Annotated in this window: 11 protein-coding genes; 7 read left to right on the forward strand and 4 right to left on the reverse strand. The window is 54.8% G+C overall.

Annotation, left to right across the window (positions count from 1 at the left end; genetic code table 11):
• Position 1: 1 nt before the first annotated feature.
• From CA54_RS11320 to CA54_RS11330, 3 genes are all read left to right on the forward strand, one after another.
• Positions 2-307: a hypothetical protein gene (locus CA54_RS11320; RefSeq protein ID WP_146370874.1), complete on the forward strand. Its 306-nt coding sequence runs from the start codon at positions 2-4 to the stop codon at positions 305-307.
• Positions 308-385: 78 nt separating this feature from the next.
• Positions 386-712, forward strand: a complete 327-nt coding sequence (locus CA54_RS11325; RefSeq protein WP_231963036.1) for a hypothetical protein — start codon at positions 386-388, stop codon at positions 710-712.
• A 178-nt stretch (positions 713-890) separates the two neighbouring features.
• Positions 891-1,337 (forward strand): GNAT family N-acetyltransferase, encoded by a 447-nt coding sequence (locus CA54_RS11330; protein ID WP_146370876.1) that lies wholly within the window; start codon positions 891-893, stop codon positions 1,335-1,337.
• A gap of 29 nt (positions 1,338-1,366) precedes the next feature.
• Here CA54_RS11330 and CA54_RS11335 read toward each other — a convergent pair whose 3' ends face one another.
• Positions 1,367-3,811, reverse strand: coding sequence for a HEAT repeat domain-containing protein (locus tag CA54_RS11335; protein ID WP_146370877.1), 2,445 nt, complete (start codon positions 3,809-3,811; stop codon positions 1,367-1,369).
• Between the two features lie 254 nt (positions 3,812-4,065).
• On the opposite strand from CA54_RS11335, the gene CA54_RS11340 reads away from it, so the two are divergent.
• Together CA54_RS11340 and CA54_RS11345 are read left to right on the forward strand one after the other, a co-directional pair.
• On the forward strand, positions 4,066-5,664 hold the full coding sequence (locus CA54_RS11340; RefSeq protein WP_146370878.1) for an NAD(P)/FAD-dependent oxidoreductase: 1,599 nt from the start codon (positions 4,066-4,068) through the stop codon (positions 5,662-5,664).
• Between the two features lie 124 nt (positions 5,665-5,788).
• Positions 5,789-6,298 carry a hypothetical protein gene (locus tag CA54_RS11345; protein WP_146370879.1) on the forward strand — a complete coding sequence of 170 codons (510 nt, stop codon included), beginning with the start codon at positions 5,789-5,791 and terminating at the stop codon, positions 6,296-6,298.
• A gap of 17 nt (positions 6,299-6,315) precedes the next feature.
• Here the strand turns inward: CA54_RS11345 and eat are convergent, their stop codons facing one another.
• The 3 genes from eat to CA54_RS11360 form a co-directional block, all read right to left on the reverse strand.
• Positions 6,316-7,797 (reverse strand): ethanolamine permease, encoded by a 1,482-nt coding sequence (gene eat, locus CA54_RS11350; protein WP_146370880.1) that lies wholly within the window; start codon positions 7,795-7,797, stop codon positions 6,316-6,318.
• A 145-nt stretch (positions 7,798-7,942) separates the two neighbouring features.
• Positions 7,943-9,382 (reverse strand): hypothetical protein, encoded by a 1,440-nt coding sequence (locus CA54_RS11355; RefSeq protein WP_146370881.1) that lies wholly within the window; start codon positions 9,380-9,382, stop codon positions 7,943-7,945.
• Entirely contained in the window at positions 9,379-10,236 is an 858-nt protein-coding gene (locus CA54_RS11360) for a hypothetical protein (protein ID WP_146370882.1), read from the reverse strand. Before CA54_RS11360 ends, CA54_RS11355 begins: the two co-directional genes overlap by 4 nt.
• A gap of 371 nt (positions 10,237-10,607) precedes the next feature.
• Here CA54_RS11360 and CA54_RS11365 point away from each other — a divergent pair, with 371 nt between their 5' ends.
• Positions 10,608-13,976, forward strand: a complete 3,369-nt coding sequence (locus CA54_RS11365) for an efflux RND transporter permease subunit (RefSeq protein WP_146370883.1) — start codon at positions 10,608-10,610, stop codon at positions 13,974-13,976.
• Between the two features lie 126 nt (positions 13,977-14,102).
• Positions 14,103-15,065, forward strand: a complete 963-nt coding sequence (floA, locus tag CA54_RS11370; RefSeq protein ID WP_146370884.1) for a flotillin-like protein FloA — start codon at positions 14,103-14,105, stop codon at positions 15,063-15,065.
• Positions 15,066-15,144: the final 79 nt, after the last annotated feature.

The raw sequence follows: 15,144 nt of genomic DNA on the forward strand, positions 1-15,144 counted from the left end.
CATGGCAGACACAACGACTCAATTGCCGAAGACTAAACGTCGTGCACGCTGGCCATATTTGCTGGCCGCAGTCGCCGTGTTGGCCGTGATCAGCATCATGTGGCTGGTGCCGATTGCGATGGAACAACGGACGATCGCGGTGATTCGTGCGGAGTGTCCTAAAGTTGACATCATGTCGGGCGTGGTAGGCGACTTGCCCTCATCAATAGAGGGGTTGCATTATCGTGTAGGTTCCTTTTGGGGGCTGGGCCCTCTACCAAGAAGGACGTTAATCCGGACTGGCATTGCGGAGCCAGCCATATTGTAGGAGTGGATGGACCATGATTTTCAGCGAGTGGTGTCTATCGAGGGATCTGCTAACCATCTACGTCCCGCGGCGAACCATTTGCGATGGTTGCGAAATGTTGAGTATGTCTTGCTCAGAGAAGCCACGGACGAGGACCTTGCGTATATCGGTCAATTTACGGAACTCAAAATTCTAGATTTGCGTTATTGCGAAAAGATTACAGATACCGGGCTACAGCATTTGCTATCCTTAACCAAAGTAGAAGACCTCGACTTGTCCGAAACAGCAGTGACGTTCGACGGCGTGCGGCAGCTATACGTCCTCCACAACCTGCAGCGTCTGGATTTAGGAGGATTGGAACTCAACGAAGCCCAACGCGACGAGCTACAGCAAGCTCTACCGGGCTGCGAAGTGACGCGTTATTGATTGGCGTCGCCCAAACCCCTACCATGTCGCTCCGCTGTCACGATGCGGTGGCCTAATTCGATGGTCAGGTGATCGCTGTTTCCCTTTGTATTTCGTGCCGTTCGCTGTTTTCGTGGTTCGTCTTTTCTGAGCAAACCTAAAATCGGCGGCCGGCGCAGTCATTCTGGATTTAAGTCGCATGGAACGCACAATTCGCCAATACGTCGACAAAGATTTAGAGGGCGTGCTCTCCTCTTGGGAGGCAGCGACGCGGTTGGCGCATCCGTTTTTGACCGAAGAGTTCCTCGCCCAAGAACGGCACAACATCCCCAACATGTATCTACCGAACGCCGACACCTGGGTCGTTGAACAGGACGGCACCGTGATCGGTTTCATCGCCCTGATCGGCAACGAAGTCGGCGCGATCTTCGTGCAACCCGACTTCCACAGCACCGGCGCCGGCCGCGCCTTGATGGATCAAGCACGGGGCTTGCACAAAGTCCTTGAGGTCGAAGTCTTCCGCGCGAACGCCATCGGCCGAAAATTCTACGACAACTACGGCTTCCAACCCTTAAGCGAATCGGTACACGAACCCACCGGACAGGAATTGTTACGGTTGAAGTACACCGCCGAGCGGGCAGCTTGAGCCGCTGTGATTATTGGTTGGTCGGGTCGCTAATTTTGTTTCATGTCGGAATTGATATCTTTGATCGCCTGTGTCGCGGCTTTGCGGACCGACTCGTCTTCATCCTCATCATCGGCAATTTTTTGGAGATGGGGCAGGGCTGCTTTGGCATGTGTTCCCCTTTTGCCTAGGGCTTCACAAAAAGAGACTCGAAGTTCCGGCCCAAACGATTTGTATTTCTCCTTGGTGAGGTGGTCAATATGATATTGGACTCGGTCCTTAATCGTTGATTCGATATCCTCTGGATCGGATTCGTTTGACGGAGTGCCATAGGAGTCCTCCTCTGATGAATCTTCATCGTTATCGTCGCCACCCCAGGCTAGCCATTTTTCAGCTTCGCGCACTTTGATCAGGTTCATGTCATCCAAACCGACAACAAAGAATCGCGTAGTTTTTCCTGTCTGCTCCGAACGCACACCATCAAGAAATGCTTTCAATTCCGGCATGATTTGCTTTTGCATGTTCACATCCGGCAGTGGCTTGAGTTTCTCAATGCGTGTTTCGACTGTGGATTTGACACTCTGAAGTTTATTCAACAGGACCGTCCGCATCTCCGTAGCGGCTTTTTCATCGGTAAACGTTAGATCGGCTTCGTATCGAGCATTCGGTGAAAATGTGCCGGACACGACAGCGTTTTCCGCACGTTTTAGCAGCCCGGTCATTTCATCGCCTAAGTACATGGCAGACACTCTACGTAGGAAGTTACGAATTTGATCGTCGGCGATAGCGACAAATACGATGTCGTGTGTCATATCAGCGGTCTTAAACGTTACGGCTAATGGTGAATCGGGTGGCGCGTCTTGCTTTAGCAACTGCTGCATCACTTGTTCCGTTGGACCAGCGAATAGGATTGTATTTTCGTTTGGAATATGAAGAAACATCTGGCGTCCCAACGGGCGATCGGGGTCAAGATTAAAATAAGTTTGGCCATCAAATTGCATTTTTTTGATTTTGCTTGCTTGCCCCTTTGATTTTGTGAATTGCTCCACTAAACCTTCTCCCGCATGCGGCGATTTGAGCTGCAAGACAACAGATACCGATGATCTTGAGATGTCCGGCCCGTCAGCCGGTTCGATGCTCGCGAAAACCTGAGCCATGTTTGACGGGTTCAGTCCGCTCTCTGGCAAGTCGGGAAGTAGAGTTTGAAGCATGGGAAGGTACATTTTGACTTCAGTGTTGTTTTCCCAGACAGGTGACTGCATGGCTTGGTGCACGTTGATGGCAACGCCTAATGTGGCGTTTGGCAGCACGTATTTCAAATTGGCGGGTGACGAGAAACCGCGGGGATGGGATTTTTCATAATCCACTCGTGCTAGATATCTCTTGCGGTCCGATTCTACAGCCGCGAGTTTTAATTTTGTAAAAGCCGCCATGGCATCTAAACCGTCGATGCCATCAGTATTTGCACTTTGGATGTCGACTCGGCGGCCATTCTGATCGGACTGAAGTCCGCTCAGTAATTTTTGGATCGCGAGTATTCCTTTTTTCAACTCCGCTGAAACGGGCGGATTATTTTTTTCCAGAGTAGTGGATATGACGGACAGACAATTCTGCGTCCATCCCGTAAAGGATGTGTTTGCAGCGGTGGCAATTTCCGAATCAACGAATTTGCATGAGGCTTGTAATTCTAAATCTGGTGAAAGTGATCCGGCGAGAGACGCTTCTTGCAGTCCTTCAGGCAGGTTCCCTAGAAATTTCCCTGAAGTCATTCGCCCATAGATGTTAATAAAGGTGTTAATAAAGTCCCTTTGCTCGTCGTCCATTGCAAACAGAAATGTTGCGTCGGGACTAAGATCAAGATCTGGAAGCTTCTCTGCAATTGGTGACGTGACATCGGATTTCTCGGCGATGAATGCCTGCAGTATTTTTTCGTTGTTCACAACAACGGCGGTCCGTTTATCCGGGAAGTGAACGAACATCGCCTCTGAAAGATACTTTTTTGGTTGAACGAAATAATAGGTTGCGGCACCAATTGCTTTTTTCTGAATTGAATCGGGATCACCCGCAAGTCCCCAAAATTGTTCGATGGTTTCAATATCAGCATGAGCTTCTTTGAAGTGCGCAACCAATGCGACCGGAATTTTAGTCGTGGCATCTTCTGGTCTAAACCCCACACTCAAGACGATGCGGTTGATATTCTCTGGCCGGATGTCTCCTCCAAAATCACCAGACTTCAGATTCATTTGCGCGTAGTTGAAAGCCTCTAAGAATGAATCGGACCATTTCAAGTGTTGGGGATGATCCTCCCACACCGGTGACTCGTGTATCTGCCGTACATTGATCACCGCAGCAAATATCGTGTCGGGGAGAACGTATCTGGTGTCCACGCCAACTTGCTGTATGGAATCGTCCTTGTCGTTACCGCCACCGCCACCACACCCGATAAGGGACGAAATCACTACCAACAGACTCGCAGTCAGATAAAATGAACGCATTGAATCTCTCTTCTGTCAATCACATGATCGGCTTTGAATGCAACCGTCTTCGGACGCTAGTCCCGAAGTTGTCAATCGCCTGTAAGCGATACTGTCGCCGTTCACGATAGAACGCCAGATTCCGATTTACAAGAAAATTCACCATCCAATGGCTTGGTGCATTTGAAATCGTCGGCTAGATTCGCGACAACCGAATCGGGAAGAATCCACTAACGTTGTCGCTTTGATTGTCCGTCCACCCGAAATGTCCGCCAATGTCCCTGAAAATCACCAATCTCCGTCTCCCCGTTGAGGCTCCTGAAGAATCGCTCCGTAGTGCGGCGGCGGAATTGTTGGGGGTGGGTGATGATGAGATTCGCCAGTGGCGGATTTTGCGGAAAAGCCTGGATGCGCGGTCGCGAAGCCGGATGGAGTTTGTGTATTCGACCGTCGTGGACTGTGCGGACGAAACGACGCTGTTGGCGCGGCAAAGCGGCGGGGAAGCGGTGACGCTGTTCAGCGATCCGGTTTTCGTCGAGCCATCGTCGGGGCCGGAACCGTTGCCGCAGCGGCCGGTGGTCGTGGGGTCGGGGCCGGCTGGATTGTTGGCCGGGTATTATTTGGCGCAGCGAGGCTATTGCCCGATCATTTTAGAACGGGGTCAAGCGGTCAAACCGCGCGTGAAAGCGATTCGCGATTTCGATTCCGGCGGCGCATTTGATCGCGAGAACAATTACCTGTTCGGCGAAGGGGGAGCGGGGACATTCAGCGACGGCAAACTGACCTGTCGCATGACCGGGCCGGATGTGGATTGGGTGTTGGAGCAACTTGTCGAGTGCGGCGGCAAACCGTCGATCCGCTACGAACACCGCCCGCACCTGGGGAGCAACCGGCTGCCGATGCTGGTGCGGAACTTTCGTCGCAAGATCGAAGCCCTGGGAGGCGAATATCGTTTCGGTTGCCAGATGGAGGGGCTGGATATCAACGACGGTGTTGTCCGCGGCCTGCAAACTTCGAGCGGCTACTTAACAACGCGGGCAGTCGTGTTGGGCATCGGGCATAGCGCGCGCGATACCTATCGCATGTTGCACGCGTTGGGCGTGCCGATGCGGGCCAAGGCGTTTCAACTGGGGCTGCGAATCGAACAACCGCAGGACCAAATCAATCGTCGCAAATACGGCAAGGAGTCGTACTACGACCTGCTCGGCGCTGCTGACTACAATCTCGTCGCACGCGGCCAAAAGGATTTGTTTACGTTCTGTATGTGCGCGGGCGGCTCGATCATTCCGAGTGTGTCAGAACTGGAGATGTTCTGCACCAACGGCATGAGCAATTCGCGGCACGACACGCCCTTCGCCAACAGCGGTCTGGTCGTCACGCTCGAGCCTGAGGAAATGGGCAGCAGCCATCCGCTGGCCGGTGTCGAAGTGCAGCGTAAGTACGAAGCGATCGCCTATGAGATTGGCCGCCGCGATTATCTCTGTCCGGTGCAATCCGCGGAGGACTTTTTAGCCGACCGTCGCCCTCACGGCCGCCCGCCAGTCTGTTCCTACCAACGCGGCTCTGTCTCGGCCAACCTGTCGGAGGTCCTCCCCCCGGTGATCCTCAAAGCCGTCCGCAGCGGACTGAAGGTGATGGACAAAAAATGGCGCGGCCAATTCCTGAAAAACGCCGTGCTCGTCGGCCCCGAAATGCGCGGCAGCTCTCCCGTACGGATCGACCGTGATCGCGAGAGTTACCAAACCCCAGGCATCGCCGGCCTCTACCCCGCCGGCGAGGGCGCGGGGTACGCCGGTGGAATCATCAGCGCTGCCGTCGATGGATTGCGATGTGCGAAAGCGATTGTGTCGCAGTTTGCGGTCTTGGAGAAGTGATTTTTTGTTTGTATGCTAGGAATCACGGTAATTGTGGCTTCTTGTTGGCTGCGCCGTCTCTGGTTGCCTTCTCAATCGCGGAAACCAGAAACAAAAACGATTCTTCGCAATGGATGAGCCCGCGATGAAACGGATCGCTTGTGGTTGCCTTGTCGCGATTTGTGTTTACGAGGTTCTTGCCATTTCGGTCGCAATACATGTTCACCGTAGTAACCAAGCACGCGCGGACTCGGCGGTTGATAACGTACTGCGGATGGCTAACATTCCCAGAACGGATTCCGTCGAACTTGTTGAGCACATTGACACGTATACAAAAGGAATTGCCATTCCTCCAGGTGGCGCCGACGGAACCCGTGAAGTCGTATTGAGAATCCCAGTGGAGGAAGCGAAGAGAATTCTTTCGAGTGCGCCTCCTGATGGATATGGTCGATGGCTGAAGCAGAAGCCTCAAGGCCTTCGCCGATGGAAATCACTTGAGAAGTGGTTTTTGCCACTGCGTAACCATAAGGGTGAACCTCGTTTCGCTCTGATCATCCGCGGGCCGCTCAGCCCAGAGGGAAGAATCTCCAATTGTGACCTCATTGTCGTGGATGTCCAACGTGGCCTCTTTGGTTATTATCGGCGGGACATGTAGCAAAGCGTCTTCGATCGCTAATGCGACAATTCGTGTTCCGCTTGGGCGATCAGAGCATCCTCTTCTTCCGGGGCTTGGGCGACGAGGTGATGCCGACTGTAAACGAAGAAGTACACAATCCCCACGAACACGAAGATCGCCACTCCCCATACACCGGGCCGGGCCGCTTCGTCGGCGAAGGTGGCTAGCAGTGCGATCAGTGATAGCACCAACCCCACGACTGCCCCGGAAATCCCCAGCGGGCTACGATAGGGACGCGGCATGTTCGGCCGGGCGATCCGCAATTTAATAAAACTGAGCATGACCATCGCGTAGGAAATCACGGCTCCGAAGACCGCCATGCTCAGCAGCGACTTGCCGACCAAGCTGTTGTCGCCCATAAAGTCAATCATCACCGCACAGGCAAAGCCGATGAATGCCCCCAAAATGATGGCAACATAAGGCGTGTGGTTTTTGCTGGTCAGCGACATCCAGCGGGGGAAATAACCGGCGCGGGACAGGGCAAACAACACGCGCCCGTAAGCGTAGATGATGCCGTGAAAACTGGCCACCAGACCGGTGAGGGAAATCAGGATCAACAGCCACGATGCCGTGCCAGTGCCAAACACAGCTAGGAATCCATCGGCCAATGGAGCATCGGATACAGCCATCTCCGCCGCTCCGCCGCCGACACCAGTATTTAACACCAATGTGCACAGGGATAAAACGAGCAACGTCAGCATGCCCCAGATCAGTGCTTTGGGCATATCGTTGACGGCATCGTGGGCTTCTTCCGCAGCGAGGGGAAGTTGTTCGATTGCCAAATAAAACCACATTGCCGCCGGCAAAGCCGCGAAGATTCCCCACACGCCCGGCGGTAACCAAGAGTTTGCGGCGGTCTCTGCCACCGGGATGTTGTGCAGTTTGTCCCAACTAAAGGCACCGGTCGAAATGGCACTGACATAAAACAGAACTAGAACCGCCGCAGCAATGCCGGTAATCACTAAGCCGATTTTTAATGTCAGTTCCACGCCGCGAATGTTGATCGCCACAAAAACCGCGTAGAACAAAAACCACCATAAGAAGGTAACTCCTACGGGTGGTGGGCTGTCGCCGAACACGAGTTTGTTGACGTATCCGCCAATGCCCACCACGATCACCGCTGGTGTGATCACATATTCGATCGTGTCGGTCAGCCCACAAATGAATCCGCCTGTGGGGCCAAAGGCATTGCGAGTGAAGGAGAAAAATCCCCCCGCATGCGGCAGCGCCGCGGAGAGTTCGGCGATGGTAAACACCATGCAAATATACATGGCCGCCATCAGCACCGTTGCAATCGCCAACGACCAGAAACCGTATTTGAGACCGAAATTCCAACCAAAGTAATCCCCGGAAATCACCGCCCCGACACCCAAAGCCCACAACAAAATCCACCCCGCCGATTTGCGCAGCTTGCGGTTTTGCAGATACTCGTCGCCGACCTGATCGTAACTGACAACGCCCGGTTTCTTGGTGTCCATGCAACTTCCTTCGTGTTTTGTATTGTTGACTTATTGTGGCAAGTCGTCGCAAACGCGTCCAGCAACGCAGGTATGAGGCTTGAGGGGACAGGCGTGAGAGGTCGGGAGCGGAACTTCTTTCTGGCCACCGGCCACTCTCTACCAACTACTCATCTCCACTCCACTGCCCAGCAATAAACAGCACCGCGACCGGTGTGATCTGCATAAGAAAGCGGTGGCTGGAGCCGCCGATGTGTTCTTCGACCGGCGTGGGAGCGATCATGCCGACGACCAAGAGGGCCGCCAATGCTCCGATTACGTCGCCCAGCAACAACAGTTGTTCCGGGCGGAGTGTGCGGCGCGGTTGGGTCGCCCCGGCAATGAGCAATCCCCACCACTGTAGACCCATGGTGGTCACCTGCAGAAACATGGCGCCCAGCATGTGTGGTACAGACCACGACAGCGTGCCGAGTCCCGCCATGAGCGTCGCCAAGTTCACTCGCCCGCTGTAGTTCATCTCCGTCGTCGTCGGCAGTCGTCCACGGTAGAGGAACCATGGGGCAGCAATCAGTAACGTTGTGACGGCAAAGAGTCCCGTCCAACCCAGCGCGGTTTTTAGGGCCGCGAGTTTTTGATTCTCCGGTCCCCAGTTCAAAACAATGACCAACAGGCACAACAGGCCACCATCGATGAGCGCCAGCGCGATTCCTTCGTCCTTGGTAAAAAGTGTCATTGCCGCAGCCACGCCGGCGAGAATCAACGGGCGAGGGGCACTGATCTGTTCTTTGCGCCGCGTGCGTAACCAACTCCACAGATAGAGCAGGCTGACGCCGTGATAACAGGCGACGGGGGCATCGGCTTGGGCGGAGAGGAACCCGTAATCGTTGAACGCCAGAATAGGCACGGTGGCTAAGACCAACGTCCACAACCAAGCGGTAGCAGCCCGCAGCTGACGTTGCAACACCCCGGCAAATGTGAGCACCATGCCGAGGTACATCAGCGGAAAGAGCAGCTTCGCCCAGCGGTCGTCGGCGCTTCCCAGCAGGGCATAAATGTGTTGTTCGGCCAACGGAATCAGCAGTGGATAGCGGGGATGGTATTGGACAAAATCTGGATGCAGCAAGTCGGCGCTTTGCAGTTGTGCGTCCTCAAACAGCACGATCGATTTCAACCCAAAGATCGCCCGTTCATCCCACAGTCGCTGCGGGGTTAATAATGTTTGGCCCAGTAGCGAAACAAACAACAACACAACAATCGTCGCAGCAAAACGGACCCAAGCGGATTGGTCGTCGTGACTCAGCGGAGCAGGGCGGGGGGCGCGGCTGAGTCCCCAAGCGGCGATTCCGGCCAGACAACCCAACACTCCCCAACCGATGCTCGTCGAACGCGCCAGCGGACCGCCGGCCAGTCCCCACAAAAATTGCACATAACTCGTCCCGGCAATTCCCAGCACGATACCCAACCCAATCAACTCAGCTCGGCTCGTCAGCCATCCACCCTGGGGAGACGGTCTCCAAATGCGGCGGCCGAGAATCAGCGTGGCCAGTGCGGCGCCGAAGAGCCATTGGCCAATCAGGCCGAAGAGTAACAAACCCCAACCAATCACGGCGTCCCCTCCGATGGATAGGGACGCAAAATGACTTGAATCCTGGGTTGCTCAGTGGTGACTTTCCCCTGTCCCAAAAACCTGAGCCAACCCTGATCTTCCCGCACTCGGGCAGGATCGACGAACGCCTCTCCTTCAAAGTATTCGAGCACGTAGTCTGGTTGCAATTCTTCGAGGTATTGGGCCGGCAAGTCCACGCGCGTATAAGCAGCCAGCTGACGCTCGCCTTGAGCCAGCGGAATCACAAATTCACTGTCGGGATGCATCGGGTGATACAACCGCCGCGGCAAGAGGTAATAGGACAGGAAAAACAATTTTTGGTCGCTGAGTACAAGAATTTTCGCATCCGGGGGCGTCGCCTCTTCGAGGTAGCGAATCAACAGATAATTGGTGTCGCTGAGATTGGGCAACGACGTCTGTCCCGCATGCAGCCCATAGCTCTGCCAGTCGCGCATCCGCTGCACGACACTCTCGCCAAATTGCGTCATGGCGATGATCAGCCACGCAGCCACAAATCCTCGAATCAGCCACGTTTGGCGTGCGTCGTGCGGCTCATTACCTGTGGCCGTTGCCGCTTGAAAACCGCGTCCGGCGGAGGATAAAAATGGAGCCAACCGATGCAATTGAAAAAGTGCCACTAAAGCAACCAGCACAGCCAGGGGCGCTGCCCAGCGCATTGATCCCCAGAGAGCTTCGGTGAAGGCTTTGGCAGCTGCAAACTCGTCTGGCCCGCCTGTCACTCTCGCCGCCGCAGCCTGCTGCCGCACTTCCAACGGCGTGTACCATGCATCAAACGACAACCAAGCCGCTCCACACAGCATTACGGAAAGGATGATTTTCAAGAAGCGTTGCATGCGATGGTCGTTGGCGAAACAGATGAAAAAGGAGAGGTACAACAATCCGCCCATCTTCGACCATGATCAGCGTCTGTCAAGTTTGTCCGAGCCGTAGCAGCAAATTCCACTGGCGGACAGTTCCCCGCAAGAGTGATTTAACATAGCCTAGGGAAAGCGGAAAATCCGCGCCACCCTGGGAAAGAATTGCCAGGTCGCGGATTTTTACCAATTCTGGAAAATCATCAATTCCCAGCGATTCGCAAATGTTGTCACGACGCCGTGGCGCCTATAATGACTCGGCAGACAATGGGGGCGTCGTAATCAAATTGGGGCGGCTCGCGCAAACATCTCGATGATTGGATTCAACGTCCGAGGGCAGTAGCGACCTTATGTCCATTCCCAGCTTCAGCGTCAAAAACCCGGTTTTGGTCAATATGATCATGGTCGTGGTTTTGGTGGCGGGAGGAATTTTCTCGATCACTTTGACTCGAGAAATGTTTCCCGAGTCCCGACCCAATAAGCTCTTGATCACTACCCTGCATCCCGGCGTGCAGCCTGAAGAAATCGAGCGGGCGATTACGATCAAAGTCGAGGAGGCGGTCCGCGATATCGACGGGGTCGAAAAGGTCGAGTCGACGGTCTCGGAGAGCTTATCGATGACCTCGGTTACGCTCTACAGCCAAGTCAAAGATGTCGATCGTGTGCTGCAGGAGGTCAAGGTCGAAGTCGACGCGATCCAGGACCTGCCGGACGACGCTGAGAAAACGGTTGTCCGCAAAATGGAGCCGAAACTACCGGTGATCAGCGTTGCCATTTTCGGGGACGGCGGCGAAAAAATTCTCAAACGCGAAGCCCGCAAGATTCGCGACGACTTGTTGTTGCTACCCGGTGTGAGCGATGTGGAGGTTTCCGGAACGCGGGAAGACGAAATCAGCGTCGAAATTCGCCCCGAGAGGTTGCGGCAATATGACATCACCTTCGATGAAGTCGCCGATGCGATTCGCCAAACCAATCGCGATGTTTCCGGCGGGGAATTGGAAAGCAATCGAACGTTGATGACACTGCGTACGCTCGGCGAAGAACGGGAAGGGGAGGAACTACTCGACATCGTCGTGCGAAGTACACCCGACGGCCGCAAGATCTTACTCTCGGACGTTGCAGTGGTGATCGATGAATTCATCGAGTCCGACCTGGAGTGCTATTTCAACGGCAAACCGTCGGCTAGCTGCATTGTCTTCAAAACGGCCGACCAGGATGCCATCCAAATCGCGCGGATGGTCAAAGCCTATGTTGCCGGAAAAAAACGCGACCTGGATTTTGATCCCTATGGATTCCGCAAAGCCTATAAAGAAGTTTGGTATTGGAAACCGCTAGCGCTGGTGGGCTCGTCGATGGAATGGGTTATGGACAGGGCCATGGGCCGACCCGATTTGCAGGAGGTATACGAAACCAGTGCCTCGGAGCCGATTGATGGCAATTTTGAACTTGACCTGCACAGCGACCTGGCCCGATTCGTTGAGGGGCGATTGGACCTGATGACCCGCAACGGCAAGTCTGGGTTGTTTTTGGTCCTGCTCTCGCTCGTGCTGTTTTTGAATTGGCGTGTGGCATTTTGGGCGGCGATCGGCTTGCCGATTTCGTTCATGGGCACGTTCATCATGATGTGGGCGTTTGGCGAGACATTGAACCTGATCAGTATGATGGGGTTGATTGTCGTCTTGGGAATTATCGTCGACGATGCGATTGTAATCGGCGAGAATATCTATCGACACGTCGAAGAGGGGATGCCTCCCCGCCAAGCAGCGATCGTCGGAGCCGAAGAGGTCATGTGGCCGGTCACGGTCGCCATCTTGACCACGATCGGCGCATTCGCGCCGTTGCTGTTTATCACGGGGCAAATCGGCGACTTTATGGGCGTGCTGCCGATGGTGGTCTTGTGTGCCTTGAGCGTTTCATTGTGCGAAGCCCTGGTGATTCTTCCGGCGCACTTATCTCATATTCCGCCCCACCGCAGCGATGCCGAAAAACGCGATCAACAACCAACGGGCAGGATTCGCAGATTTTTTCATTGGCTCAGCGCCGTACAAGAAAAAACGATCATGCGGGCGATCAACGGGACCTACGAACGGTTGCTGCGCTTCACGCTGCGTTGGCGTTACGTCACGCTGACCGTCGCGCTGGCTTTGGTTATTGCCTCGTTTGGCCTGATCGCCGGCGGCATTGTAGAGATCGTCATGGTGCAAGAAATGGACAGCGAGACAATCATTGCCGGCCTGGAGATGCCGGTCGGAACACCAGCCGCCACCACCAAAAAACGGCTCAACGAATTAACGCAATATGCCGTATCCTTGCCGGAAGTCGTCAATGTGCAATCCTTCGTGGCGCTGCAAATTGACTTCACCGGAGCGGGTGCTGTGGGAGATTTCAGCCAACCGCATTTGGCACAGTTGATTATCGAACTGCAACCGGCCGAACTGCGCAACCGGTCCAGTGACCAGATTCTGGATGAGTTGCGCGGTGTGTCGGAAAAACTATCGGGCGTGAATTCCGTCACTTGGGAAGCCATGAGCGGCGGTCCCGGCGGCAAGGATATCGAACTCCGAATTGCAGGTGATGATTTTGAGGAGTTAAAAGTCGTCTCCGGAAAACTCAAGGCGCAGTTGGCGACATATAAAGGGGTTTATGGATTGGACGACAACCATGATCGGGGCAAACGAGAAGTCCGCGTCGAAATGCGCGATGCGGGACGGCCGACCGGCATTCAGGAAACGCTGTTGGGCAGCCATGTCCGCAGCGCGTTTTATGGGCGCGAGGTGCGGCGGATTACGCGGGATCGGGAAGACGTCAAAATAATGGTCCGCTATCCCAAGTCCTTTCGCTACAACATTTACAATTTAGAATCGATGTGGATTCCCACCCCGGCGACGACCGGCAATCGGGGTTGGGTTCCGGTCAACGAAGTGGCGCGGCTCACCGAAGGGGAGAGCTTCACGTCGATTCATCGCAGCCAACAGACACGCTCGATTACGGTCATCGGCCAAATCAACGACGAACAGGGCAACTCGCGGGACATTATGGCGGATGTGCGTCGGTGGTTTTCCACTGAGCTGCGCAAAGAACATCCGCAGGTCCGGCTCGAAGAATTGGGAAAAGGGGAAGAATTCCGCAAAGCGATGGGCAGCTTGTGGATTGGCGGATTAGTGTCGTTGTTGTTGATCTATATGATGCTCGCCGGGCTATTTCGAGCTTACTTACAGCCGATTGTCGTGATGGCGGCCATTCCCTTTGGGGTGTTGGGGGCGATCATCGGACACTGGGTGACGGGCAATCCGCTCACTATATTGAGCTTTATTGGCTGCGTGGCCCTGACCGGAATTGTGGTCAACGACTCACTGGTCTTGGTCGATTTCATCAATCGCCGCGTGCATCAGGGCATGACGCCGTTTGAGGCGAATGTCGCCGGCGCGAAATTGCGGCTCCGTGCGATCCTGCTGACGACATTGACCACGGTGGCCGGATTGATGCCTTTGATGTTTGAAACCAGTTTCCAGGCCAAATTCTTGATTCCCTTGGCCGTGACGCTCACATTTGGGCTGGTTTTCGCTACCGGTTTGACGTTAGTTATCGTGCCGTCGCTGAATATGGTCTATATGGACTTCACGCAAATCGTCGGTGGCCGCAAGTCGGACGATTCTGAGGAGAATGACGAGCAGCAAACGCGGGAGCTGGCGACTGCATCACTCGACAAGGAGCTTTGAAACGTGGACTTTTCTGTGCGACTGGTGGAATTGCAAATCGCTAGGTAATCTCGTAAGTTGTTAGGACCTTCAGCCCGGCGGGATCGCTGCCGACACTGATATCCTGGTCATACGGAGACGAGCAAAATGGACGACCCTCAATTTTTGATCATGGCGGCGGTTTTCCTCGTGGGAGGGCTGCTCTTTTTGGTCGCCGCCTTTGTAGGGATCAAATATTTCAATATCTGGCTCCGGGCTTTCGTCACGCGGACCGGAATCGGCATCTTGCAACTGATCGGCATGTCGCTGCAAAAAGTCAATGCGATGGTGATCGTCGAGTCCAAAATCATGGCGGTTCAATCAGGACTGCCACCGATCGATACACGGGCGCTCTCGGCCCACTATTTGGCTCAAGGTAACGTCCGCCGCGTCATTCAGTCGTTAATTGTGGCCCACCGGGCCAAAATCGATTTGGACTGGGATACGGCTGCCGCCATCGACTTGGCCGGCCGGAACGTACTGGACGCCGTGCAAACCTCCGTCGACCCCAAGGTGATTGATTGTCCCGACCCCCGCCGCGGTTCGGGCCGGACAACCCTCGATGGTGTCGCCAAGGATGGGATTCAACTCAAGGCCCGCGCACGTGTCACCGTGCGGACCAATCTCGCACAACTCGTCGGTGGTGCGACCGAAGAAACAGTCATCGCCCGCGTGGGTGAAGGGATCGTTTCGGCGATTGGCTCATCCGATAGCCACAAGCAAGTGTTGGCCAACCCGATGTTGATTGCCAAAGCGGTGTTGGATCGCAGTTTGGACTCACAGACCGCCTACGAGATCGTGTCGATTGATATCGCCGATGTCGACGTGGGCGAAAACGTCGGTGCCCGTTTGCAGGCGGATCAGGCCGAGGCGGATGTCCGCGTGGCCCGTGCTCGTGCCGAAGAACGTCGCGCCCAAGCCGTGGCCACCGAGCAAGAGATGAAAGCGCTCACCCAGGAAAACCGCGCCAAGGTCGTATTGGCCGAAGCCGATGTCCCCAAGGCGATTGCGACGGCGTACCGGTCCGGAAACCTGCGAACACAGAAGGCGATTGCCAGCAACGGCCAGTAATCACCGGCGATCGAGTCACTCGTTTATTGAGCGACGGCTCCCCAAATCGGGATGACCGAAACCTTTAAGGAGCTCTGAT

The sequence above is a fragment of the Symmachiella macrocystis genome, assembly GCF_007860075.1.
Lineage (GTDB): Bacteria > Planctomycetota > Planctomycetia > Planctomycetales > Planctomycetaceae > Symmachiella > Symmachiella macrocystis.

What these genes read in the sequence shown, in the direction of transcription:
- CA54_RS11320 (WP_146370874.1), top strand. Translation starts at nt 2, where the DNA reads ATGGCAGACACAACGACTCAATTGCCGAAGACTAAACGTCGTGCACGC.
- CA54_RS11330 (WP_146370876.1), top strand. Translation starts at nt 891, where the DNA reads ATGGAACGCACAATTCGCCAATACGTCGACAAAGATTTAGAGGGCGTG.
- CA54_RS11360 (WP_146370882.1), bottom strand. Translation starts at nt 10,236, where the DNA reads ATGCAACGCTTCTTGAAAATCATCCTTTCCGTAATGCTGTGTGGAGCG.
- CA54_RS11340 (WP_146370878.1), top strand. Translation starts at nt 4,066, where the DNA reads ATGTCCCTGAAAATCACCAATCTCCGTCTCCCCGTTGAGGCTCCTGAA.
- CA54_RS11335 (WP_146370877.1), bottom strand. Translation starts at nt 3,811, where the DNA reads ATGCGTTCATTTTATCTGACTGCGAGTCTGTTGGTAGTGATTTCGTCC.
- eat (WP_146370880.1), bottom strand. Translation starts at nt 7,797, where the DNA reads ATGGACACCAAGAAACCGGGCGTTGTCAGTTACGATCAGGTCGGCGAC.
- CA54_RS11365 (WP_146370883.1), top strand. Translation starts at nt 10,608, where the DNA reads ATGTCCATTCCCAGCTTCAGCGTCAAAAACCCGGTTTTGGTCAATATG.
- CA54_RS11345 (WP_146370879.1), top strand. Translation starts at nt 5,789, where the DNA reads ATGAAACGGATCGCTTGTGGTTGCCTTGTCGCGATTTGTGTTTACGAG.
- floA (WP_146370884.1), top strand. Translation starts at nt 14,103, where the DNA reads ATGGACGACCCTCAATTTTTGATCATGGCGGCGGTTTTCCTCGTGGGA.